The following is a 23,067-nucleotide window of genomic DNA, read 5'->3' as shown; positions in this document are numbered from 1 at the left end:
CGATGGACCTGACCCTGTCCCTGGCCGCGGTGCAGACCGCGATGCTCGCGGGAGTGCGGTTCGCCGCGTTCTTCGCCGTGGCACCGCCGTTCGCGCACCGCGGCATCCCGGGCGCCGTGAAGGCCATGCTGTCGGTGGGGCTGGCCCTGGCCGTCCTGCCGCGGCTGGACCTCGCGGCGACCGCGAGCACGGGGCAGTTCGTCGGGGCGCTCGTCCTGGAGGCCACGGTCGGCGCCGCGCTCGGGTTCCTGGTGTCGCTGCTGTTCGCCGCCGTGCAGGCCGCGGGCAACCTCATCGACCTGTTCGGCGGGTTCCAGCTCGCCCAGGCGTTCGACCCGCAGAACATGACCTCCGGCGCGCAGTTCGCCCGGCTCTACAACATGACCTGCCTGGTGCTGCTGTTCGTGTCCGGCGCCTACCAGGTGCTCGTCGCGGGCCTCGCCCGGTCGTTCGACGCGGTGCCCGTCGGCGCCGGACTCGACCTGACCAAGATGGCCTCGGCGGTCACCACGGGGCTGACCGACATGTTCCTCGCGGCCCTGCAGATCGGCGGCCCGCTGCTGGTCGTGCTGTTCCTCACCGACGCGGGCCTCGGCCTGCTGACCCGGGTGTCGCCCGCGCTGAACGCGTTCGCGATGGGCTTCCCGCTGAAGATCTTGATGACCGTCACGTTCGCCGGGTTCGCGTACCTGGCGCTGCCGGGTGTCGTGAACAACCTGGCGCAGCACGCCGTCGAGGCCATGATGAAGGTGGCCTCGTGAGCGGCGGCGGGGACGCGGGGGAGAAGTCCGAGAAGGCCACAGCCCAGCGGATGAAGAAGGTCCACGAGGACGGGAAGCTCTCCCGGTCCCAGGACCTGTCCGCGTGGCTCGGCCTCACCGCCGCGGCGGTCATGCTGCCCGGCACCGTGAGCCGCGGCTCCGAGGCCGCCCAGCAGCAGCTGCACGCCGTGACCCAGGCCATCGCGTCCCCGGACGCCGGCACGGTCACCGAGCTGCTCGGCGACGGCCTGTGGTCCGTGGTCGGCACCATCGCCCCGATGCTCGCGGTCGTCGCGCTCACGGTCATCGTCGTGGCCGTCGCCCAGGGCGGCGTGCACGTGAAGAAGATGAAGCCCCACGTCCAGCAGTTCAACCCGGTCTCCGGCGTGAAGCGGCTGTTCGGCGGGCAGGCCTGGTGGGAGGGCGCCAAGACGCTGCTGAAGACCGCGGTCGTCGGGATGGTGCTCTACCTGGCCGTGCAGGCGCTCGTCCCGCAGCTGATGGGCACCGGCCGGATCCCCCTCGAGCACATGCTCGCGGTGGCCGGGTCGGGCATCAAGCAGCTCCTGGTCTGGGGCATCGCGGCGGGCGTGCTGCTCGCGGCGATCGACGTGCTCGTCGTCATGAAGCGCAACCGCAAGCAGACGCGCATGTCCCGCCAGGAGATCAAGGAGGAGAACAAGCGCACCGAGGGCGACCCGCTGGTCAAGGGCCACATCCGGTCCAAGCAGATGGCGATGAGCCGCAACCGCATGATGGCGGCGGTCGCCGACGCGGACGTGGTGATCGTCAACCCGACCCACGTCGCCGTCGCCCTGAAGTACGTCCCCGGCGGCGGCGCCCCGCGCCTGGTCGCCAAGGGCGCCGGTGCCGTCGCGGGCAAGATCCGCGAGCAGGCCACCGAGCACCGCGTCCCGATGGTCGAGGACATCCCCCTGGCCCGCGCGCTGCACGCCGCGTGCGCCGTGGACCAGGAGATCCCCGCGTACCTGTTCTCCGCCGTCGCCCGCGTGCTGGCGTTCGTCATGCAGCTGAAGCGGCGCGGCGCGGCGCTCGGCAAGCACACCATCCCGGGCGGCTCGGTCGCTCCCGAGGACGTCCCGACCACCGTCGCCGCCGCACGGCGCCGGGCCCGCACCGACAAGGCCGAGGCCCGCGACGCGGCGCAGGCGAGCGCATGAGCGCCGCCGCCCGCACCCCGCACCCGCTCCCGCTCCACCCCGTGAATGAGGTCCAGCGATGAAGAACCGGCAGATCGCCCAGCTCGCCGTCCCGGTGGGCGTGGTCGGCATCGTGCTGCTGCTCGTGGTGCCGCTGCCCGCGGCGCTGCTCGACGTCCTGATCGCCGTGAACATCACGGCGTCCCTGGTCATCCTGCTCACCAGCATGTACGTGCAGCGGCCGCTGGACTTCAGCGTGTTCCCGTCGCTGATCCTCGTGTTCACGCTGTTCCGGCTGGGGCTGAACGTCGCGTCCACCCGGTTGGTGCTGCGCGACGGCTACGCGGGCGCGGTCATCGACGCGTTCGGCCACTTCGTCGTCGGCGGCTCGCTCGTCATCGGCCTGGTGATCTTCCTGATCCTGGTGGTCATCCAGTTCGTCGTCATCACCAACGGCGCCGGTCGCGTCGCCGAGGTCGGCGCGCGGTTCACCCTCGACGCGATGCCCGGCAAGCAGATGGCCATCGACGCCGACCTGAACTCCGGCCTGATCGACGAGGACACCGCCCGCAAGCGCCGCGCGGACGTCACCGCCGAGGCCGACTTCTACGGTGCGATGGACGGTGGGTCCAAGTTCGTCAAGGGCGACGCGATCGCCGGCATCATCATCACGGTCATCAACCTCGTCGGCGGGTTCGTGATCGGCATCATGCAGATGGGCCTCACGTTCGCCGAGGCGCTGGAGAAGTTCAGCCTGCTCACCATCGGCGACGGCCTGGTCACCCAGATCCCCGCCCTGCTGCTGTCCGTCTCCACCGGCATCGTCGTCACCCGCGCCACCGCCGAGGGCGACATGGGCACCGCGGCGTCCAAGCAGCTCGGCCAGTCCCGCACCGCCCTGCTGATCGCCGGGTGCGGCGCGATCGCCCTGGCGCTGCTGCCCGGGATGCCGAAGCTGCCGTTCGTGCTCGTCGGCGGCACGCTGCTCGTCGTCGCGCAGCGGATCAAGGCCACCGCGGCCAAGGAGGCCAAGGACGCCGAGTCCGCCGCCGCGTCCACCGCGACCGTCGCGCCCACGTCGAACGACACCCCCGAGGCGCTCATCGAGCAGATGCGCGTGCACACCCTCGAGATCCTGCTCGCGCCCGACCTGGTCGACATGGTCGGCAACGGCCCCGACCAGGACCTGCTGCACCGCGTCCGCGGCCTGCGCCGCAAGATCGCGATGGAGCTCGGCATCGTCGTCCCGCCGGTCCGCACCCGCGACTCCGTCGACCTGCCCCGCTCGACCTACGTCGTGCGGATCGCCGGCGTCGAGGTCGGCCGCGGCGAGGTGCCCCCGGGCCGGATCCTCGCGCTCGGCGACGACCTCGCCGCGCTGCCCGGCCAGTCCGTGGTCGAGCCGGTGTTCGGGCTGCCCGGCAAGTGGGTGGCCGCCGAGCTGCGGCACGCCGCCGAGATGGCCGGCGCCACCGTCGTCGACCGGGTGTCCGTGCTCATCACGCACCTCGGCTCGATCATCACCAAGAACGCCCCGCGCCTCCTGGGCCGCGAGGACGTCCGGGTGCTCACCGAGGGCGTCAAGCAGGTCAACCCGTCGGTCGTCGAGGAGCTCGTGCCCGGCCTGATGTCGCTCGGCGAGGTGCAGCGCGTGCTCCAGGGGCTGCTCGCCGAGGAGGTCCCGATCCGCGACCTCGGCCGGATCTACGAGGCCCTGACGCTGCGCGCCAAGGTCGGCACCGACCCCGAGGGTCTGATCGAGGCCGCCCGCGGCGCGCTCGGCCCGGCTCTGTCCACCCAGTACGTGCAGGACGGCGTGCTCCGGGTGCTCACGCTCGACCCGGTGTTCGAGCAGCAGCTCGTCGAGGCCCTGCGCCCGTCGGACTCCGGCACCCAGATCGTCACCGACCCCACCCGCCTCGAGGCCATGCTGGAGCGGCTGCGCGTCGCCGTCACGGACGCCGAGGCGACCGGCCGGTCGGTCGTGCTGGTGTGCGCGCCCGCCCTGCGGCCGGCGCTGCGCAAGGTCGTCATCCTGGCGCTCGACCGCCTCGCCGTGCTCTCCTACGCCGAGGTGACCGGTGGCGGCACCCGGATCGAGACGGTGGGGGTGATCAGCGGTGCCCACGCGATTGCTGCTTGAGGGGGCCGACCTGGCCGAGCTCATGGTGCACGTGCGCGAGGAGTTCGGGCCCACCGCCCGGATCGTCCGCGCCGAGCGGGTGCGCACCGGCGGGATCGCCGGGTTCTTCGCCCGCGAGCGCTACGAGCTCACCATCGACGTGCCCGACGCCGCACCGGCCGGCACACCCAGCCTGCTGCGCCGCCGCGGGATCGTGCCCGCGGGCGTCGGCGGGATCGACGCCCTGCTCGCCGCGGCCGACGCGGCCGACGACGGGTTCGACGGCCCCGCGGGATCCGACGTCCTCGCGCCCGCGACGCCCGGCGGGGTCCCCGAGGCCCGCGGGCCGCGCGTGTCCACCGGCGAGGAGTCCTTCGCGTCCGTCCTGGAGCAGGTGCGCGCGATGACCGGCGCCGTCGCCCCGGACCACCAGATCGAGGTGCCGCCGCCGGCCGTGGCACCGGGTGCGGCGGGTGCGGTGGCGGGTGCGGTGGCGGGTGGCGGGTACGCGCCGGACGCCGGGACCCGCACCTTCGAGCCGTTCACCGCACCCGTCGTCGGCAGCCCGGGGCTGTCGGTGCTGCCCGCCCAGGCGGCTGCGCCCGCCGTCGAGCAGACCCCCGCGGCGCCGGGTGCCGTCACCCGCGCGGCGCTCGCGGACCTCGGCGTGCCGACCGCGCTGCTCGCCGCCGTCGGCGACGGCCCCGTCGAGCTGTCCCGCCTGCTCGCCGCCGTGCCCCCCGCGCCGCCGCAGCCCCGCGACCCCGGCAGCGTGCTCGTCGTCGCCGGCCCGCCGGAGGACGCGGTCCGCGTCGCCGAGCTGCTGGCCCTGCGCACCGGGTCGGGGGAGGTCGTGGTCGCCGGCGACGGGGACGCCGCCGGGACCGCACGGCGCCTCGGGTCCGCCGCCGCCGCCCAGCGGTGGCGCACCGACCGGCCCGAGTCCGACGGGGTGATGGTGGTCGCGCTCGGCGTCCGCCCGGGCCGTGCCCGCGAGGAGGCCGCCGCCGAGCTGCTGGCCGCCCTCGCGCCGGACCAGGTGTGGGGGGTCATCGACGCCCGCAGCAAGGCGCGTGACTGCGTCCGCTGGATCGCCGCCGTCGGCGCCCGGCGCCGGGTCGACGCCCTCGCGGTCGGCGGCCTGTTCGAGACCAGCGAGCCCGGCACCGTCCTGGGCCTCGGCGTGCCGGTCGCGTGGATCGACGGGGTCCCCGCGTCCCGCGTCGCCTGGGCCGCGGCCCTCGGCGAGCACCTCCCCGCCGGCACCGTCTGGGGCTGACGCCCGCGGCGCGCCCCCGCCCCCCGCCCCCGTCCCCCCGCCCGCCCGTTGCGCCGAGACAGGACCTCCGCGTCGAGATGGGGCGTCCGGAGGCCCCCTCTCGGGCGGGAGGTCCTGTCTCGGCGTCCCAGGGGGCGGGGGCGGGTCCGTGTCCGGGGTGGGCGCGGCGGTGGGGGTGTCGGGGCGGTGGCAGGTAGGGTCGGCGCCATGCTGGTGCTGAGCAGGCGGGTCGGAGAGCGGCTCGTGATCGGGGACGACATCGTCGTGACCGTGATCGAGGTCCGCAGCGACGGCGTCCGCCTGGGCATCGACGCCCCGCGGTCCGTGTCCGTGCACCGCGCCGAGGTGCTCGAGGCCGTCACCGCCGCGAACGTGGCCGCCACCGACGCGGCGACCGACGCCGGCGACGAGGCGGTCGAGTCCCTGCGCGGGCTGCTGAACCCGACGGCCCCGGCCGCGCCCGCCGCCGACCCCGCGCCGACCGACCCCGCGCCGACCGACCCCGCGCCGACCGACCCCGCGCCGACCGGCGACACGGCCGCAGCGCCGACCGACGCCGCCGCACCCGCCGCACCCGCGACCCCGGCCCCCCGCGCGACCCCCGTGCCGCGCGCACCCGGCCGCCCCGGCGAGCACCGACCCCGCCGCTGACGGCAGCGCGGGCCCGCGCTGCCCGCCGGCCCGGGCGTTCACCCGCCCGGGTGACCGAGCGGTTCTCACCCGTCCCGCGGACCGGTGCCCCGCCCAAAAGCCTCACGCAACCTCCCGGCCCGCCGATCCTCACCTCAGACGGGGCCAGCCCGCGAGGAGGCAGCAGTGGAGGACATGGACGAGATCGTCCGCGAGTTCCTGGTCGAGAGCCATGAGAACCTCGACCAGCTCGACCAGGACCTGGTGGCCCTGGAGAGCGAACCAGGATCGCGCTCGCTGATCGCGAGCGTGTTCCGGACGATCCACACGATCAAGGGAACCAGCGGTTTCCTCGCGTTCTCGCGCCTGGAGCGGGTCGCCCACGCGGGCGAGAACCTCCTGGTCGAGCTGCGCGACGGGCGCCGGTCGATGGACCAGCCGACGACGGACGTGCTGCTGCGTCTCGTGGACAACATCCGCGAGATCCTGCGCGTCATCGAGCTGCAGGGCGGCGAGGGCGAGGTGGAGATCGACGCGGTGATCGCGGCGATCGAGGCCATCCAGGCCGTCGACCCGTCCGCGGCCGCCGCCGAGGCCCCCGCCCCCGCGGCCGCCGAGCCGGTGGCGGAGCCCGTCGCGGCCCCGGCCGCCGCCGACGTCCCGACGCCGCGCGTCCCGGAGCCGGCCCCCGCGCCGGTCGCCGAGGCGCCCGTCGTCGAGGCACCGGTGGTCGAGACCCCGCCGGCCCCGGCGCCCGCGCCGGTCGCCGCCACTCCCGCACCGGCACCGGCCCCCGCGCCGGCCGCCGCGCCCGAGGAGCTCGGCACCCTGCGCGGCGGCGCCGCGGACGCGTCGATCCGGGTGGACGTCGAGCTGCTCGACGCCCTCATGCGCCAGGTCGGCGAGCTCGTGCTGGCCCGCAACCAGATCAGCCGCCTGGCGGGTGGGACCGAGGACGTCGACCTCGCCCGCTCCGCGCAGCGCCTGAACCTCATCGCCGGTGAGCTGCAGGAGGGGGTCATGAAGACCCGCATGCAGCCCATCGAGCACCTGTGGTCGAAGATGCCGCGCATGGTGCGCGACATCGCGGCCGCCTGCCACCGCGAGGTGCAGCTCGAGCTCTCCGGTGGTGACACCGAGCTCGACCGCAGCCTGCTCGAGGCGGTGAAGGACCCGCTGACGCACCTGGTGCGCAACGCGGTCGACCACGGCATCGAGTCGGTCGAGGACCGCGTCGCCGCGGGCAAGGCCCCGAAGGGCGTCCTCGCCCTGCGGGCCTACCACGCGAGCGGCCAGGTCGTCGTCGAGGTCGCGGACGACGGTCGGGGCATCGACCCCGAGAAGATCGGCGCGAAGGCGGTCCAGAAGGGCCTGCGCACCGCCGACCAGGTCACCGCGATGGGTCAGGCCGACCTGCTGCAGCTGCTGTTCCTGCCGGGGTTCTCGACCGCGGAGGCCGTGACGAACGTGTCCGGCCGCGGCGTCGGCATGGACGTGGTCCGCACCAAGATCGAGGCCATCGGCGGCGCCGTCGAGGTCGAGTCGGTCGTCGGGCGGGGCACGGCCTGGCGGCTGCGCATCCCGCTGACGCTGGCGATCATGCCGGCGCTGACCGTGGAGGCGGCGGGCGACCTGTACGCCATCCCGCAGGTCAACCTGCTGGAGCTCGTGGCCCTGGACTCGCAGCGCTCGGAGTCCGGCATCGAGCACATCCACGAGGCCCCGGTGTACCGCCTGCGTGGCGAGCTGCTGCCGCTGGTGTCGCTGTCCTCGGTGCTCGAGGTCGACGGCTCGCGGTCGGAGAACGCGGTCATCGCGGTCGTGCAGTCCGACCAGCAGCGCTTCGGCATGCTGGTGGACCGGGTGCTGAACACCGAGGAGATCGTGGTGAAGCCGCTGTCGGCCCGCCTCAAGGCGGTCGGCGCGTACGCGGGCGCCACGGTGCTGGGCGACGGCCACGTCGCGCTGATCCTCGACGTGCAGGCGATCGCGCGCCGCGCCCTGGCCGGGGACCTCGACGTCGCCGCCCGGAACGCCCACGCCAACGCCGGGCACGCGGAGAACCACGAGGTGCAGCAGGTGCTGGTCGTCGGGATCGGTGGCGGCCGTCAGGTCGCGATGCCGCTCGCGTCGGTCGCCCGCCTGGAGCACGTGCAGGCCGAGCAGGTCGAGTACGTGGGTGGCCGCGAGGTCGTGCAGTACCGCGGGACGATCCTGCCGCTCGCGCGGCTCGACCGGATCCTCGGGGCGTACGGCCAGGAGGACACCTCCGAGCTGCTGCTGGTGGTCTACAGCCGTGCGGGCCGCAGCGTCGGCCTCGTGGTCCGGGAGATCGTCGACATCGTCGACGACGACTCGGCCCGGCACTCCGACATCGAGGACGCCGGCCTGGTCGGCTCCACGGTGCTCGGGGAGAAGGTCACCGAGCTGCTGGACGTGCGCCGCGCGATCCTCGCCGCCGACGCGGCGTTCTACGACGAGCGGCCCGAGCACCGCTCCACGTACGACGACCTCCCGACGCAGGTCGGCGGGTCCGAGCTGGTGGGAGCCACCCGATGAGCCAGTACGTCACGTTCACCCTCGGCGGGAGCCTGTACGGGGTCGACGTCACCCGGGTGCAGGAGGCGCTGCGCTCGCACGTCCGCACCCGCGTGCCGCTGGCCCCGCCCGGGGTCGCCGGTCTCGTGAACCTGCGTGGTCAGGTCGTCCTCACGGTCGACCTGCGTCCCCGCCTCGGCCTGGAGCCGCTGGGCGAGGACGCGGAGCCGATGATGGTCGTCGTGCAGGTCGCGGGGGAGCCCGTGAGCCTGCTGGTCGACGAGATCGGTGACGTCATGGAGGTCGGCCCCGAGACGTTCGAGGCCCCGCCGGAGACGCTGGACGCCGCGCTGCGCCCGCTGATCCTCGGCGCGCACAAGCTCGACGGCCGGCTGCTGCTGGTCCTGGACGTGGACCAGGCCACGGCTGCCTGACCTCCGCGCCGCACGGCGGAGCGCCCTGCCCGACACGCCCTCGGTGTGCCGGGCGGGGCGCTCTGCTGCGTGCCCCGGGAACGGCCCGGCACGGACGTGACCCAGATCACCCGGGACCTGGGTCATGGGTGAAAGCACCTGGCCGATCGGGTGGGGCGAACAGCGCCGGTGGGGCCCTTGCACGGATGCGGGGGCGCCGGCCTACGCACAGGAGCGTCCATGTCCCACCCCTCCGACCGCCCCCGCGGTCTGCGGCTGTCCATCGCCGCCAAGGTCCTCGGCCTCGTGGCCGCCTCCGGGCTCGTCGGCGTGGCCGTGGTCGTGGCCGCCGGCACGAGCCTCACCCAGCTGCGCGGTGACGTCGGCGAGACCAGCGGCTACGTCGCCCAGCTCGGGCAGATCAGCGACCTCCAGCGGGCCCTGCAGGCCGGCCGTGCGCGGATGGTCGAGTACCCGGCGGCGTCCGAGGAGGTCCGCGGGGACCTGCGCGACCAGCTCGACGAGTACGTCGCGAAGATCACCGAGCAGCGTGCCGCGTACGACGACCTGGTGGTGAACGACCAGGCGTGGGCCGACTTCGACTCCGGCTGGACCGAGATGGTCCGGATCGCGCAGGACGAGCTGTTCCCGCTGGCGGACTCCGGCGACGTGGCGGGTGCCGCGGCGCTGTACCGCGCGGAGATCCTGCCGCAGACGACGGTGGCGGCGGACGCGATCGCGCTGGAGAACGCCTCGGTGGCCGAGGTCGCCGACGCGAGCGCGGCGGAGGCTGGCTCGACGGTGTCGCGGACGCTGGTCACGACGGCCGCGATCCTGGTGGTCGGCATGGTCGTGGTGCTGGTGCTCGGGTTCTCCGTGGCCCGGCGCCTGACGCGGGACGCCGGCCAGGTCCGGGGTGCGCTCGAGGCGATGGCGCGCGGCGACCTGACGGTGCGGGCCCAGGTGTCCAGCGTCGACGAGCTCGGCGACATGGCGCGTTCCCTGGACACCGCCCAGACCAGCCTGCGCGAGGTCGTCTCGGGCGTCGCGCAGACGGCGCAGACCGTGGCGGCGGCGGCCGAGGAGCTGTCGGCGGCGTCGCACCAGGTCGTCGCGGGTTCGGACGAGACGTCCGCGCAGGCCGGTGTCGTGGCGGCGGCCGCGGAGCAGGTGTCCCGCAACGTGCAGACGGTGGCCGCGGGTGCCGAGCAGATGGGTGCGTCGATCCGCGAGATCGCGCAGAACGCCTCCCAGGCGGCGAAGGTCGCCGGGCAGGCCACCGACGTCGCCGCCGCGACCAACGACCAGGTCACCCGCCTGGGCGAGTCGTCGCAGGAGATCGGCAACGTGGTCAAGGCGATCACGAGCATCGCCGAGCAGACGAACCTGCTGGCGCTGAACGCGACGATCGAGGCCGCGCGCGCCGGTGAGGCGGGCAAGGGCTTCGCGGTCGTGGCTGGTGAGGTCAAGGAGCTGGCGCAGGAGACCGCCAAGGCGACGGAGGACATCGTCCGCCGGGTCGAGGCGATCCAGGCCGACACGGGTGCGGCGGTGACGGCGATCGGCGAGATCAGCCACATCATCGCGTCGATCAACGACTACCAGCTCACCATCGCCTCGGCGGTCGAGGAGCAGACCGCGACCACCACGGAGATGTCCCGCTCGGTGGCCGAGGCCGCCACGGGCTCCGGCGAGATCGCCACCAACATCACCGGCGTCGCCACCTCGGCGGCGGGCAGCTCCAGCACGCTCGGGCAGATGGGCGACTCCATCGGCGAGCTCGCGCGGCTGTCGGAGGACCTGCGCACGCGGGTCTCCCGGTTCGCCTACTGACCGGGCGCCCGACCCCGGACGAGCCCCGTCCGGCGCACCCCTCGCGGGAGCGCCGGGCGGGGCTCACCTGCGTCGTCACCCGGGTCTTCACCCCGGCCGCCGCTCACAGCGGGTGCGCAGCGGCCGATCAGACGCGCAGCAGGGGACCACACCCACCGACCAGAAGGACCCGACCATGAGCGTCTCCACGACGACGAGGACGGCGCCGATCCGTGCGACGGCGCTCGGCCACGTCCCGACCCCCCGCGGCGCGGGCGGTCCCGCACGACCCGCGGCGCCCGCGCCCCGCACCACCCGCCGCGGCACCGCCTGGTTCGCCAACCGCGGCGTCCGCACCAAGATCCTCCAGCTGATCGCGCTGGTCGTCGTGGTCGTCGCCGCGACCGGGACGTTCGCCGCGCTGCGGATGAACGACCTGGCCGCGAGCACCGCGTCCGTGCAGTCGGTGAGCAAGAACGTGATCGGCCCGATCTCCGTGGTGCACCAGGAGGAGATCAAGGCGCGGATGCTCATCGCCCAGGCCGCGGCGGGGGTGACCGAGACCGACGCGCAGCAGCAGGAGCAGCTGGACAAGATCGCCGGGACCGACGCCGACCTGCAGGCCGCGGCGGACGCGTTCGAGGTCGGCATCGGCGAGGTCGTCGTGCCCGGCTGGGAGGACTTCAAGGCGGCCTGGGCCCAGTGGCAGCAGATCCGGGACGAGCAGCTGGTCCCGGCTGCGTTCTCCGGCGACGACGTCGAGTTCGACCGCATCACGAACGGCGACGCGCAGGTCGCGATCGACGCGATGATCACCGGCCTGGAGACCGCCGAGGTCTCGGCCGCGGACTACCTCGAGACCGTGGCGGACTCCGCCGCGGCCGAGGCCCGCTCGGGCTCGACGATCCTGGTCGTGGTGCTGGTCGCGGGCGTGCTGCTCGTGACAGCCGTCGGCATGGTGATCGCGGGCATGATCCGCCGTCAGGTCACCGAGGTGCAGCGCGCGGTCGAGGCGATGGCCGAGGGCGACCTGACGGTCACCCCGCAGGTGGACTCGACCGACGAGCTCGGCCAGATGTCCCGGTCGCTGACCCGCGCGCAGGAGAACCTCCGCGCGACGATCGCCGGCGTGGTCGAGACCGCGCAGACGGTGGCGGCGGCGGCCGAGGAGCTGTCGGCGGCGTCGCACCAGGTGGTCGCGGGCTCGGACGAGACGTCGGCGCAGGCCGGGGTCGTGGCCGCGGCCGCCGAGCAGGTGTCCCGCAACGTGCAGACCGTCGCGGCGGGCGCCGAGCAGATGGGCGCCAGCATCCGGGAGATCGCGCAGAACTCGTCGCAGGCCGCGAAGGTCGCCGGTCAGGCCACCGACGTCGCCGCGGCGACCAACGACCAGGTCACCCGGCTCGGCGTCTCGAGCCAGGAGATCGGCAACGTCGTGAAGGCGATCACGTCGATCGCGGAGCAGACGAACCTGCTGGCCCTGAACGCGACGATCGAGGCCGCGCGCGCCGGGGAGGCCGGCAAGGGCTTCGCGGTCGTGGCCGGTGAGGTCAAGGAGCTCGCGCAGGAGACCGCCAAGGCGACGGAGGACATCGTGCGCCGGGTCGAGGCCATCCAGGCCGACACGGGTGCGGCGGTGACGGCGATCGGCGAGATCAGCCACATCATCGCGAGCATCAACGACTACCAGCTCACCATCGCCTCGGCCGTGGAGGAGCAGACCGCCACGACCAACGAGATGTCCCGCTCCGTCGCGGAGGCCGCGACCGGGTCGGGCGAGATCGCCACCAACATCACCGGCGTGGCCTCGGCCGCGGCGGAGTCCTCGCAGACCCTCAACCAGATGGGTGGCGCCATCGCCGAGATGGCCCGCATGTCCGAGGACCTGCGCACCCGCGTGGCGAACTTCCGCTACTGAGCGCCCGACGACGGCCCCGGACCCGCGCACCGCGCACGGGCCCGGGGCCGTCGCAGCACCACCCGCCCGAACCGCTCCGACGCGGACCCGGCTGGTCGATAGAGGGGACGAAGGTCCCGCAGGTACAGACACGAGAGGCGAGCCCATGAGCGCGCAGCACGACGGCACCCCGCGACGGCTCTGGGCCGACCGGCCGGTGCTGGTGAAGATCCTCGCCGCCGTCCTGGTGATGGTGGCGATGACCGCCGTCGTCACGGCGGTGGCCCTCAGCTCGATGCGCACGCTGCGCGCGGACGCGGCCGAGATGTACAGCGGCAACGTGACACCGCTGCAGCAGCTCACCGAGATCCAGCGCTCGTACCAGGGCGACCGCGCCCGGGTCATCCAGTACGGCATCGCCGACACGGAGACCCGCGCGACCCTGGTCCAGGAGCTCGCCGAGCGCCAGGTCGACCTGACCGCGCTGATCGAGGAGTACCGCGCGAACGCCGTCGACCCGGCCGCGGTCGACGCGCTGAACACCGCCCTGGACGCGTACTACGCCGCCGCCGAGGACGAGCTGTTCCCGATGGCCGACGCGGGCGACACCGAGGGCTTCGGCACCTACTTCAACGAGACGATCCGTCCGCTGACCACCGGCGTGATGGACGCGATGCAGGTCGAGACCGTGTCGCAGGGCGAGCAGGCCGCGGCGCTGGCCGCGGAGACCGATGCGCTCGCCGCCCGGTCGCTGCTCATCACCGTCCTGGTCGCGGTCATCGGCGCCGTCGCCGCGACGGCGCTGTCCTACGTCGTGGCGCGCGGCATCGTCCGCCGGATCGGCGCGGTGTCCCGCAGCCTCGCGGCGGCGGGCGACGGCGACCTGACCGTGCCGTCCGGGGTCACCGGCCGGGACGAGATCGGCACGCTGGCCGTGGACCTCGAGCGCACGCAGGACAGCCTGCGCGGGCTGATCTCCGGTGTCGTCGAGACCGCCCAGACCGTGGCGGCGGCGGCGGAGGAGCTGTCGGTCGCGTCGCACCAGGTCGTCGCGGGCTCGGACGAGACGTCCGCCCAGGCCGGCGTGGTCGCGGCGGCCGCCGAGCAGGTGTCGCGCAACGTGCAGACCGTCGCGGCCGGCGCGGAGGAGATGGGCGCCAGCATCCGCGAGATCGCGCAGAACGCCTCCCAGGCGGCGAAGGTCGCGGGTCAGGCCACGGACGTGGCGGCGGCGACGAACGAGCAGGTCACCCGCCTGGGCGAGTCCAGCCAGGAGATCGGCAACGTCGTCAAGGCGATCACGAGCATCGCCGAGCAGACCAACCTGCTGGCCCTGAACGCGACCATCGAGGCCGCCCGTGCCGGTGAGGCCGGCAAGGGCTTCGCGGTCGTGGCCGGTGAGGTCAAGGAGCTCGCGCAGGAGACCGCGAAGGCCACGGAGGACATCGTCCGCCGGGTCGAGGCGATCCAGGCCGACACGGGTGCGGCGGTGACGGCGATCGGCGAGATCAGCCACATCATCGCGTCGATCAACGACTACCAGCTCACCATCGCCTCGGCGGTCGAGGAGCAGACCGCGACCACCACGGAGATGTCCCGCTCGGTGGCCGAGGCCGCCACGGGCTCCGGCGAGATCGCCACCAACATCACCGGCGTCGCGTCCGCCACCGCCACCTCCTCGCAGACCCTCGGGCAGATGGGCGACTCCATCGGCGAGCTCGCGCGGATGTCGGAGGAGCTGCGCGGCCGGGTGTCGCGCTTCAGCTACTGACGGGCCGGCGCGGCCCCCGGGTCGCGCCGCCTCACCCGTTCGGGCCGCCCGGGTGCTCCACCCGGGCGGCCCGCCGCGTCCCCGGGCCGTTTCGCCCACCGATGCGCTCACAACACCCCCGCGGCGACCGATCGAGGGGGCACGGTCGCGGCAGGGAGCGCTGCGCCGCAGGGACGAAGGAGTCGACATGAGGCACGGGAAGCGCCACCGCACAGGGAATGCGCTCGCCGCGTCCCTGGCCGCGCTGGCGGTCGGAGCGGTCGCGGGCTGCGGCACCGCGGCGGCGGGAGCGGGCGACGAGGCACCGGACGGGGACCGTCCGCTCGTCGGCGTCGCCATGCCGACGACCACGTCGGAGCGGTGGATCGCCGACGGCGAGAACGTGCAGGACCAGCTGCAGGCGCTCGGCTACGACGTCGCGCTGGAGTACGCCGAGAACGACGTGCCCACCCAGATCGCCCAGCTCGAGCAGATGATCACCGACGGCGCCGACGCCCTCGTGATCGGGTCCATCGACGGCGTCGCCCTCAAGGGCGTGCTCGCCGAGGCGGCCGCCGCGGAGATCCCGGTGATCGCCTACGACCGCCTGATCCGCGAGTCGCCGGACGTGGACTACTACGCCACGTTCGACAACGCCCGCGTCGGCCTCCAGCAGGCCACCCAGCTGCTCCAGGGCCTCGGCGTCCTGGACGCCTCCGGCGAGCCCACCGGGGCGACGGGGCCGTACAACGTCGAGCTGTTCGCCGGCTCGTCCGACGACAACAACGCCACCGTGTTCTACGACGGCGCGATGGCCGTCCTGCAGCCGTACCTCGACTCCGGGGTGCTGGTCGTGCCGTCCGGCGAGACCGGCTTCGACACGATCTCCACCGACGCGTGGGACCCGAAGAACGCCGCCGCCCGGATGGACACCCTGCTGCCCCGCTACGCGGACCGCCGCCTCGACGGCGTGCTGTCCCCGTACGACGGCATCTCGATCGCGATCATCGACAGCGTCAAGACCATCGGCTACGGCACCGACGCGCAGCCGCTGCCCGTCGTCACCGGCCAGGACGCCGAGCTCGCGTCCGCCAAGTCCATCGCCGCCGGCGAGCAGTACGGGACCGTCTACAAGGACACCCGCCAGCTCGCCGAGGTCACCGTCTCGATGGTGCGTGCGCTGCTCGACGGCGCCGAGCCCGAGACCAACGACCTCACCTCGTACGACAACGGCGTCAAGGTCGTCCCGTCGTACCTGCTGACCCCGATGGTCGTGGACGCCGACAACTACCAGCAGGCCCTCGTCGGGACCGGCTACTACACCGCGGAGGAGCTGGGCTGATGACCACCACCGACCACGTCACCCCGGCTCGCCGGACCCGGGCCTCCTGGTTCTGGGACCGGCCCGTCGCGCTGAAGATCGCCGTCTCGCTGCTGGTGATGGGCGGCACGTTCGCCCTCGTCGGCGGCGTCGGGGCCGTCGCGCTCTACCGCGCCGGCCAGAACCTCGAGGAGATGTCCGGCCTCACCGGCGACCTGCAGTCGGCGATGTCGGAGCTGCGCACCGCGCAGACCCGCAGCCACCTGCTCGTGCAGCGGGCCGTCGGCGCGTCCGACGACACCGTGCGGACCCAGCTCATGGAGTCCTCCGCCTGGAACGACCGGGACGTCGCCGCGCAGATCGACCGCATCGCCGCGTACCCGCAGTCCGACACCCGGCAGTGGGCCGACTTCGTCGACCGCTGGGACGCCTGGACCGCCTACCGCGACGGCACCCTGCAGCCGCTGATCGACGCGGGCGACACCGCCGGCCTGCGCACCGCGCTCGCCGCCGACGCCTCCGCCGACCCCGACTGGGCCGGCCGGGCGCTCGCGCTCGCGCAGGGCCAGGTCGACGCCCAGGTGGACCAGATCCTCGCCGACAGCCGCGCCGAGGTGGACCGCACCATCGTCGCCCTCGTGATCGCGTTCGTGATCGGCGCCGGCCTGTCCGGGCTGCTCGCCGTGCTCGTGATCCGCCGGATCACCCGGGCGGTCCGCAGCGTGCAGGCCTCCCTCGAGGCGATGGCCGAGGGCGACCTCACCGTCACCGCCGAGGTGTCCTGGCAGGACGAGACCGGCCGGATGGCCGCGGCCCTCGGCCAGGCCCAGGAGTCGCTGCGGCACACCCTCGCGGGCGTCGTCTCGGCGGCCGGCTCCGTGGAGACCACGGCCGCCTCGCTGCGTGCGTCCAACGGCGACGTGGTCGCCGGCTCGCAGGAGACCTCCGCGCAGGCGGGCGTCGTCGCGGCGGCCGCCGAGCAGGTGTCCCGCAACGTGCAGGCCGTCGCGGCCGGCGCCGAGCAGATGGGCGCCAGCATCCGGGAGATCGCGCAGAACGCCTCCGAGGCGGCCAAGGTCGCCGGCCAGGCCACCGACGTCGCCGCGAGCACCAACGAGCAGGTCGAGCGGCTGGGCGTCTCCAGCCAGGAGATCGGCAACGTCGTGAAGGTCATCACCAGCATCGCCGAGCAGACCAACCTGCTCGCGCTGAACGCGACCATCGAGGCCGCGCGCGCCGGGGAGGCCGGCAAGGGCTTCGCCGTCGTCGCGGGCGAGGTCAAGGAGCTCGCCCAGGAGACCGCCAAGGCCACGGAGGACATCGCCCGCCGGGTCGAGGCCATCCAGACCGACACGGGCGCCGCCGTGGTCGCGATCGGCGAGATCGCGCACATCATCGCGCGGATCAACGACTACCAGCTGACCATCGCGTCGGCCGTGGAGGAGCAGACCGCCACGACCAACGAGATGTCCCGCTCGGTCGCCGAGGCCGCCACGGGATCGGGTGAGATCGCGAACAACATCACCGGCGTCGCCGGTGCCGCGGCCCGTTCCGTGAGCGTCCTGGACGAGGTCTCGCACCAGGTGAAGGACCTCGCGAGCCTGTCCGCGGACCTGCACGACCGCGTCGCGCGTTTCACCTACTGACCGGAGCCGCCCGGACCCCCGGGCGGCTCAGAACCCGGCCGCACCGACCGATCAGAACCACGAACCCGGCCGGTGCGGCCGGTCCGTATCGACAGGGGAGTGACGTGACCAGGATCCGTGTGCTGGTGGTCGACGACTCGGTCGTCGTCCGCCGGCTGGTGACGGACTCGCTCTCGCGGGACCCCGAGATCGAGGTCGTCGGCTTCGCGTCGAACGGCCGGATCGCCCAGGCCAAGGTGGAGCAGCTCGCCCCGGACCTCGTGACGATGGACATCGAGATGCCGGAGATGAACGGCATCGAGGCCGTGCGCGCGCTGCGGCGCTCGCGGCACACCATGCCGATCATCATGTTCTCCACGCTCACCGAGCGCGGGGCGTCGGCCACGCTGGACGCGCTGGTCGCGGGCGCCACCGACTACGTGACGAAGCCGGCGAACGTCGGCAGCGTCCAGGAGTCGCTGGACCGGGTCGCGAGCGAGCTCATCCCCAAGATCAAGGCGTTCGTCCCGCGTCGCGGCGGTGCCACCGCCCCGGCCGCGGCCGGACCCGTCGCGGGGCACGCCCCCGCCGCCGCGCTGCCGTCGGCGCGCGTCCCGGCCTCGGCCCGCCGCGCTGTCGTCACCCGGCAGGCGCCCGCGCCGCACCCGGTCAGCGCCATCATCATCGGGTCGTCGACCGGCGGCCCCGAGGCGCTGTCCAAGGTGCTCGGCAGCCTGTCCGCCGCGCCCCAGGTGCCGGTCCTGATCGTGCAGCACATGCCGCCGGTGTTCACCCGGCAGCTGGCCGCGCGCCTCGACCGGCTCGGCCCCGCCACCGTCGTGGAGGCCGCCGACGGCGACCTGCTGCGGCCCGGGCACGTCTACATCGCGCCCGGCGACCACCACCTCGAGCTCAGCCGGTCCGCGGGCATGCTCCGCGTCAAGCTGACCGACGGGCCGCCGGTGAACTTCTGCCGCCCCGCGGTGGACGTGCTGTTCCGCTCCGCGGTCCGCGAGCTCGGCGGGCAGCTGCTCGCCGTCGTGCTGACGGGCATGGGCGCGGACGGCCGCACCGGGTGCGAGGACGTCGTCGGTGCCGGCGGCACCGTGCTGGTGCAGGACGAGCCCACCTCCGTCGTGTGGGGCATGCCCGGGGCGGTCGCCACCGCCGGGTTCGCCCACCGCGTGCTCCCCCTGGGCGAGGTCGCCCCCACCCTCGAGTCCGTCATGGCCCGTGCCGGCGGACGTCCCGCAGCCCCGATCGGAGGTCGGCCGTGAGCCTGACCCAGGACACCTTCGCGTTCGTCGCCGACGTCGTGCGACGGCGCAGCGCCATCCAGCTGGAGGCCGGCAAGGAGTACCTCGTGGAGAGCCGGCTGCTGCCGCTCGCCCGGGACTCGGGCCACCCCGGTGTGGACGCCTACATCCGGGAGGTCCGCGCCGCGCACCGCGACAGCGACCTCGTGCGGATCGTCGACGCGCTCACCACCAACGAGACGTCGTGGTTCCGCGACAACACCCCGTTCAGCGCGGTGCGGACGCACATCCTGCCGACGCTGCGCGCCGAGCGACCGGTCCTCGACACCCTCAAGGTCTGGTCCGCGGCCTGCTCCACCGGGCAGGAGCCGTACTCGCTGGCGATGACGTTCACCGACGCGCTCGGCCCGGGTGCCCGGTTCGACATCACCGCCACCGACCTGTCCGAGCGGGTGCTCGCGCAGGCCCGGTCCGGCCGGTACTCGCAGCTCGAGGTCAACCGCGGGCTGCCCGCGCCCATGATGGTGCGGTTCTTCCAGCGCAACGGCCACGACTGGCAGATCGCCGACGAGCTGCGCCGCACGATCACGTTCCAGCAGCACAACCTGCTGGACATGCCGCCCGCCGGCCCGTTCGACATCGTGTTCCTGCGCAACGTGCTCATCTACTTCGACCTCGAGACCAAGCGCGGGATCCTGTCGCGGGTGCACCGCGTGCTGCGACCCGGCGGGTTCCTGGTGCTCGGCGCGGCCGAGACCACCATCGGCGTCGACGGCGACTGGGAGCGGGTGCCCGTCGAGCGCGGGTCCGTCTACCGGCCGATCAAGGCCGGTGCGGTGCCCACCCCCCGGGCGGCGCCCGGCTCGCTCGCCGGCACACCGGCGCCCGCCACCACCTCGCCGTTCGGCACCGGCGCGTTCACCGCCGCCGGCGCCACCCCGACCACGACCACCCGGCCGGCGACCGCCCGGCCGACGACCACCTTCCCCCCGACGCGCACGCGCCCGACCGGCTCGGCGTTCGAACAAGGAGTGACGCGATGAGAGCCCTGGTCATCGACGACTCGCGGACGATGCGACGCATCGTGGCGGGCGCGCTGGAGGAGCTGGGGTTCACCACGCTCCAGGCCGGCGACGGACAGCAGGCGCTCGACCTGCTCGAGGCGGGGGAGGAGGTCGACCTCGCCTGCATCGACTGGAACATGCCCGTGATGGACGGCCTGACCTTCGTCACGAAGGTCCGGGCGAACACCGCGTGGCGGGGCATCACGCTGATGATGGTCACCACGGAGAGCGAGCACGGTCAGATCGTGCGCGCTCTGGCTGCCGGCGCCCACGAGTACCTGATCAAGCCCTTCACCCCCGATGCCATCCGCGACAAGCTCGACCTGCTCGGGCTCGTCCCTGCCGAGGAGACCGTATGACCGCCGCCGTGGAGCACGACCAGGTGTACGCGATCGCCGAGGAGGTCTTCGCCGCGATGATCGACGGCGAGCCCGGCTACCTGCGTCCCTGGGAGGGCGACCTGCCCGTCACGCTCGAGCCCCTGGTCGCCTGGGTGGACGTGCACGGCGAGCTCGCCGGCCGCGCCGCCGTGACCACCGACCTCGAGACCGCGCACGAGCTGACCCGCGCGCTGCTCGGCATGACCCCCGACGAGCCGGTGGGCCCCGAGGACCTGACCGACGCGTTCGGCGAGGTCGCGAACGTCGTCGGCGGTAATGTCAAGGCGTTGCTCCCGACCCAGGGCACCCTCAGCCTCCCGGTCGTCGCCACCGAGCTGCCGGTCGTCCCCGGCACCTCGCTCACGCACGAGCTGCGCCTCGACTGGCGCGGCCGATCCATCGTCGTCGTGGTCTGGCTGTTCCAGTGAGCCACGACGTGACCGAGTACGCCGCGGCCACCGCCGCGGTCCTTGCCACCGAAGGGAAGTGACGAGCATGATCCGCGTGCTCATCGCCGACGACAGCCGGGTGATGCGGCAGATCGTGATCCGCACGCTGCGCCAGGCCGGCTACGACTGGGAGATCACCGAGGCCGCCGACGGGGCGGAGGCGCTGGACGCCGTCCGCGCCGACGAGCCCGACGTGGTCCTGTCCGACTGGAACATGCCGAACATGACCGGTATCGACCTGCTCCGCGCGCTGCGGGCCGAGGGCTTCTCGACGCCGTTCGGCTTCGTGACGTCGGAGGGCTCCGAGGAGATGCGCACGACGGCCGACGAGGCCGGGGCGCTGTTCCTCATCGCGAAGCCGTTCACCGCGGACACGTTCCGCGAGGCCATCGAGCCGGTGCTCGCATGAGCGACCAGACCCCGCTGCCCTCCGCGCTGGAGGCCCGCGAGCTCTGGGAGGGGCTGATCGGGCGCGACCTGCAGGTCGCCACCGGCGGCCCGATGGTCGACCCGGTGCTGAACGGCGGCGCGCTCGTGGGCGTCTACGTCGACCGGCTGCTCAAGCTGTCGGCCATCGTGTCGTTCGACCTGCCGCTGGCCGCCCACCTGGGTGCCGCCATCGCGCTGGTCCCGGCCCGCACCGCGCAGACCGCCGCCGAGGAGGAGCAGCTGCCGTCCGCGCTCGCGGAGAACGCGGCGGAGATCCTCAACGTCACCGCCGCGCTGTTCAACGTCGGCGACGCCCCGCACCTCAAGCTCGACAAGTGGTACGCCCCGCGCGAGCCGCTGCCGGCGGACGTCGCGCAGTGGGTCATGGCGTACGTCCGGCGGCTCGACCTCGAGGTCGAGGTGTCCGGCTACGGCAAGGGCACCGCGTCGGTGCTGGTCATCTGACCCGACGCCCCCCGCGACGACCCGGTCCCGCCCCCGCGGTGCCGGGTCGTCGCGTTTCCGGGCGGTAAAAGCTCGGTGGACACCGGCGACCGCGGGCACACGGGTCCGCCATACTTCCCCCCATGTCCACCACCTCCACGGGGGCGTCCACGCAGGCGCCCGCCGCACCGAAGAACGCGCTCGACCGCTTCTTCAAGATCTCCGAGCGCGGGTCGACCGTCGGCACCGAGATCCGGGGCGGCCTCGTCACCTTCTTCACGATGAGCTACATCATCGTGCTGAACCCGCTGATCATCGGCACCGTCCAGGACGGCACCGGCAGCTTCCTCGGGGGCGGCAGCGAGCCGAACATCCCGATGATCGCGGCCACCACCGCGCTGGTGGCGGGCGTCATGTCCATCCTCATGGGCGTCGTCGCGAACTTCCCGCTCGCGCTCGCCGCGGGCCTCGGGCTGAACGCCGTCGTCACCTACTCCATCGCCAGCCTGCCCGACATGACCTGGGCCGACGCGATGGGCCTCGTCGTGCTCGAGGGCCTCATCATCCTGGTCCTCGTGCTCACCGGGTTCCGGGAGGCCGTGTTCAAGGCCGTCCCGATGGAGCTGAAGACCGCGATCAGCGTCGGCATCGGCCTGTTCATCGCGTTCATCGGCCTCGTCGACTCCGGGTTCGTGCGCATCCCGTTCAGCCAGGCCACCCCGGTCGAGCTCGGCATCGGCGGGTCGCTCGGCTCGTGGCCGCTGCTCGTGTTCGTCGTCGGCCTGTTCCTCGCGATCATCCTCATGGCCCGCAAGGTCAAGGGCGCCATCCTCATCGCGATCGTCACGTCGACCGTGCTCGCCGTCGTCGTGGAGGCCGTCGGCAAGATCGGCGGCGCCACCGCGGAGAACGCCGGCGGCTGGCAGCTGAACATCCCGGCCCTGCCGGACGCCGTCGTCGCGACGCCCGACTTCTCGCTGCTCGGCCAGTTCTCGCTGTTCGGGTCGATCGACAAGATCGGCGTCGTCGCGGTCGTGCTGCTCGTGTTCTCCATCCTCATCGCCGACTTCTTCGACACGATGGGCACGATGGTCGCCGTCGGCGGCGAGGCCGGCCTGCTCGACGAGGACGGCAACCCGCCGCGCACCAAGCAGATCCTCATCGTCGACTCCCTCGCCGCCGCGGCCGGCGGCGCCGGCTCGGTGTCGTCGAACACCTCCTACGTCGAGTCCGCCGCGGGCGTCGGCGACGGCGCGCGCACCGGCCTGGCCTCCGTGGTCACCGGCATCGCGTTCCTGCTCGCCACGTTCCTGGCGCCGATCGTGGAGATGGTGCCCTCCGAGGCGGCCACCCCCGCGCTCGTCGTCGTCGGGTTCCTCATGGTGATGCAGGTGTCCGGCATCGACTGGAAGAACCTCGAGGTCGCGGTCCCCGCGTTCCTCACGATCATCCTCATGCCGTTCGCCTACTCGATCACCGTCGGCATCGGCGCGGGCGTCATCGCGTTCATCGTCATCAAGCTCGCCCTCGGCAAGGTCCGCGGCGTGCACCCGCTCATGTGGGTCGCCGGCGTGCTGTTCGCCCTGTACTTCCTGCTCGAGCCCCTGAAGGACCTGCTGGGCGTCTGACCCGCCCGGCCCCTGCGCCCACCCGCCCTCGCCGCTGCGGCGCGGGCGGGTGGGCGCCGGTGCGTCCGGGTACGGTGGCGCGGTCGGCGCGGCCAGCGCGCTCGGTCGG

The 23,067-nt window shown here is 73.5% G+C and carries 19 protein-coding genes; all 19 read left to right on the top strand.

Going from position 1 to position 23,067, the window contains the following annotated elements; genetic code table 11:
* Positions 1–2: 2 nt before the first annotated feature.
* The 19 genes from ACFVXN_RS12755 (at position 3) to ACFVXN_RS12665 (ending at position 22,958) form a co-directional block, all read left to right on the top strand.
* Positions 3–761 carry a flagellar biosynthetic protein FliR gene (locus tag ACFVXN_RS12755; protein WP_389232752.1) on the top strand — a complete coding sequence of 253 codons (759 nt, stop codon included), beginning with the start codon at positions 3–5 and terminating at the stop codon, positions 759–761.
* Positions 758–1,942, top strand: coding sequence for a flagellar biosynthesis protein FlhB (locus tag ACFVXN_RS12750; RefSeq protein WP_389232749.1), 1,185 nt, complete (start codon positions 758–760; stop codon positions 1,940–1,942). Before ACFVXN_RS12755 ends, ACFVXN_RS12750 begins: the two co-directional genes overlap by 4 nt.
* Before the next feature lie 58 nt (positions 1,943–2,000).
* On the top strand, positions 2,001–4,064 hold the full coding sequence (locus ACFVXN_RS12745) for a flagellar biosynthesis protein FlhA (RefSeq protein WP_389232746.1): 2,064 nt from the start codon (positions 2,001–2,003) through the stop codon (positions 4,062–4,064).
* Positions 4,042–5,322 carry a hypothetical protein gene (locus tag ACFVXN_RS12740; protein WP_389232743.1) on the top strand — a complete coding sequence of 427 codons (1,281 nt, stop codon included), beginning with the start codon at positions 4,042–4,044 and terminating at the stop codon, positions 5,320–5,322. The genes ACFVXN_RS12745 and ACFVXN_RS12740 overlap by 23 nt, the downstream gene beginning before the upstream one ends.
* Positions 5,323–5,529: 207 nt before the next feature.
* Complete coding sequence (gene csrA, locus ACFVXN_RS12735; protein WP_389232740.1) at positions 5,530–5,973, top strand: carbon storage regulator CsrA; 444 nt, start codon at positions 5,530–5,532, stop codon at positions 5,971–5,973.
* Between the two features lie 174 nt (positions 5,974–6,147).
* Positions 6,148–8,511 carry a chemotaxis protein CheA gene (locus ACFVXN_RS12730; RefSeq protein WP_389234032.1) on the top strand — a complete coding sequence of 788 codons (2,364 nt, stop codon included), beginning with the start codon at positions 6,148–6,150 and terminating at the stop codon, positions 8,509–8,511.
* Positions 8,508–8,924: a chemotaxis protein CheW gene (locus tag ACFVXN_RS12725; RefSeq protein WP_389232737.1), complete on the top strand. Its 417-nt coding sequence runs from the start codon at positions 8,508–8,510 to the stop codon at positions 8,922–8,924. Before ACFVXN_RS12730 ends, ACFVXN_RS12725 begins: the two co-directional genes overlap by 4 nt.
* Before the next feature lie 219 nt (positions 8,925–9,143).
* Positions 9,144–10,736, top strand: a complete 1,593-nt coding sequence (locus ACFVXN_RS12720; protein WP_389232734.1) for a methyl-accepting chemotaxis protein — start codon at positions 9,144–9,146, stop codon at positions 10,734–10,736.
* Between the two features lie 175 nt (positions 10,737–10,911).
* Positions 10,912–12,633, top strand: coding sequence for a methyl-accepting chemotaxis protein (locus tag ACFVXN_RS12715; RefSeq protein ID WP_389232731.1), 1,722 nt, complete (start codon positions 10,912–10,914; stop codon positions 12,631–12,633).
* Positions 12,634–12,778: 145 nt separating this feature from the next.
* Positions 12,779–14,383 (top strand): methyl-accepting chemotaxis protein, encoded by a 1,605-nt coding sequence (locus tag ACFVXN_RS12710; protein WP_389232728.1) that lies wholly within the window; start codon positions 12,779–12,781, stop codon positions 14,381–14,383.
* A 187-nt stretch (positions 14,384–14,570) separates the two neighbouring features.
* The gene (gene chvE / locus ACFVXN_RS12705; protein WP_389232725.1) at positions 14,571–15,704 is read left to right on the top strand and encodes a multiple monosaccharide ABC transporter substrate-binding protein; all 1,134 of its coding nucleotides are present in this window, start codon (positions 14,571–14,573) and stop codon (positions 15,702–15,704) included.
* The gene (locus ACFVXN_RS12700; protein ID WP_389232722.1) at positions 15,704–17,329 is read left to right on the top strand and encodes a methyl-accepting chemotaxis protein; all 1,626 of its coding nucleotides are present in this window, start codon (positions 15,704–15,706) and stop codon (positions 17,327–17,329) included. The genes chvE and ACFVXN_RS12700 overlap by 1 nt, the downstream gene beginning before the upstream one ends.
* Positions 17,330–17,433: 104 nt before the next feature.
* The gene (locus ACFVXN_RS12695; protein ID WP_389232719.1) at positions 17,434–18,585 is read left to right on the top strand and encodes a chemotaxis response regulator protein-glutamate methylesterase; all 1,152 of its coding nucleotides are present in this window, start codon (positions 17,434–17,436) and stop codon (positions 18,583–18,585) included.
* Positions 18,582–19,607 carry a CheR family methyltransferase gene (locus ACFVXN_RS12690; RefSeq protein WP_389232716.1) on the top strand — a complete coding sequence of 342 codons (1,026 nt, stop codon included), beginning with the start codon at positions 18,582–18,584 and terminating at the stop codon, positions 19,605–19,607. Before ACFVXN_RS12695 ends, ACFVXN_RS12690 begins: the two co-directional genes overlap by 4 nt.
* Positions 19,604–19,987 carry a response regulator gene (locus ACFVXN_RS12685; protein WP_389232713.1) on the top strand — a complete coding sequence of 128 codons (384 nt, stop codon included), beginning with the start codon at positions 19,604–19,606 and terminating at the stop codon, positions 19,985–19,987. The genes ACFVXN_RS12690 and ACFVXN_RS12685 overlap by 4 nt, the downstream gene beginning before the upstream one ends.
* On the top strand, positions 19,984–20,436 hold the full coding sequence (locus ACFVXN_RS12680) for a chemotaxis protein CheX (protein ID WP_389232710.1): 453 nt from the start codon (positions 19,984–19,986) through the stop codon (positions 20,434–20,436). Before ACFVXN_RS12685 ends, ACFVXN_RS12680 begins: the two co-directional genes overlap by 4 nt.
* 67 nt (positions 20,437–20,503) lie before the next feature.
* Entirely contained in the window at positions 20,504–20,866 is a 363-nt protein-coding gene (locus ACFVXN_RS12675; RefSeq protein ID WP_389234029.1) for a response regulator, read from the top strand.
* Entirely contained in the window at positions 20,863–21,351 is a 489-nt protein-coding gene (locus tag ACFVXN_RS12670; RefSeq protein WP_389232707.1) for a hypothetical protein, read from the top strand. The genes ACFVXN_RS12675 and ACFVXN_RS12670 overlap by 4 nt, the downstream gene beginning before the upstream one ends.
* A 122-nt stretch (positions 21,352–21,473) precedes the next feature.
* Positions 21,474–22,958 (top strand): NCS2 family permease, encoded by a 1,485-nt coding sequence (locus ACFVXN_RS12665; protein WP_389232704.1) that lies wholly within the window; start codon positions 21,474–21,476, stop codon positions 22,956–22,958.
* The last annotated feature ends 109 nt before the right edge of the window (positions 22,959–23,067 follow it).

The organism is Cellulomonas sp. NPDC058312, from assembly GCF_042880135.1.
In the GTDB taxonomy this organism is placed as follows: Bacteria; Actinomycetota; Actinomycetes; order Actinomycetales; family Cellulomonadaceae; genus Cellulomonas.
This window is presented reverse-complemented; position numbering and strand designations above follow the sequence as displayed.

What these genes read in the sequence shown, in the direction of transcription:
- ACFVXN_RS12755 (WP_389232752.1), top strand. Translation starts at nt 3, where the DNA reads ATGGACCTGACCCTGTCCCTGGCCGCGGTGCAGACCGCGATGCTCGCG.
- ACFVXN_RS12745 (WP_389232746.1), top strand. Translation starts at nt 2,001, where the DNA reads ATGAAGAACCGGCAGATCGCCCAGCTCGCCGTCCCGGTGGGCGTGGTC.
- csrA (WP_389232740.1), top strand. Translation starts at nt 5,530, where the DNA reads ATGCTGGTGCTGAGCAGGCGGGTCGGAGAGCGGCTCGTGATCGGGGAC.
- ACFVXN_RS12730 (WP_389234032.1), top strand. Translation starts at nt 6,148, where the DNA reads ATGGACGAGATCGTCCGCGAGTTCCTGGTCGAGAGCCATGAGAACCTC.
- ACFVXN_RS12725 (WP_389232737.1), top strand. Translation starts at nt 8,508, where the DNA reads ATGAGCCAGTACGTCACGTTCACCCTCGGCGGGAGCCTGTACGGGGTC.
- ACFVXN_RS12720 (WP_389232734.1), top strand. Translation starts at nt 9,144, where the DNA reads ATGTCCCACCCCTCCGACCGCCCCCGCGGTCTGCGGCTGTCCATCGCC.
- ACFVXN_RS12715 (WP_389232731.1), top strand. Translation starts at nt 10,912, where the DNA reads ATGAGCGTCTCCACGACGACGAGGACGGCGCCGATCCGTGCGACGGCG.
- ACFVXN_RS12710 (WP_389232728.1), top strand. Translation starts at nt 12,779, where the DNA reads ATGAGCGCGCAGCACGACGGCACCCCGCGACGGCTCTGGGCCGACCGG.
- chvE (WP_389232725.1), top strand. Translation starts at nt 14,571, where the DNA reads ATGAGGCACGGGAAGCGCCACCGCACAGGGAATGCGCTCGCCGCGTCC.
- ACFVXN_RS12700 (WP_389232722.1), top strand. Translation starts at nt 15,704, where the DNA reads ATGACCACCACCGACCACGTCACCCCGGCTCGCCGGACCCGGGCCTCC.
- ACFVXN_RS12685 (WP_389232713.1), top strand. Translation starts at nt 19,604, where the DNA reads ATGAGAGCCCTGGTCATCGACGACTCGCGGACGATGCGACGCATCGTG.
- ACFVXN_RS12680 (WP_389232710.1), top strand. Translation starts at nt 19,984, where the DNA reads ATGACCGCCGCCGTGGAGCACGACCAGGTGTACGCGATCGCCGAGGAG.
- ACFVXN_RS12675 (WP_389234029.1), top strand. Translation starts at nt 20,504, where the DNA reads ATGATCCGCGTGCTCATCGCCGACGACAGCCGGGTGATGCGGCAGATC.
- ACFVXN_RS12670 (WP_389232707.1), top strand. Translation starts at nt 20,863, where the DNA reads ATGAGCGACCAGACCCCGCTGCCCTCCGCGCTGGAGGCCCGCGAGCTC.
- ACFVXN_RS12665 (WP_389232704.1), top strand. Translation starts at nt 21,474, where the DNA reads ATGTCCACCACCTCCACGGGGGCGTCCACGCAGGCGCCCGCCGCACCG.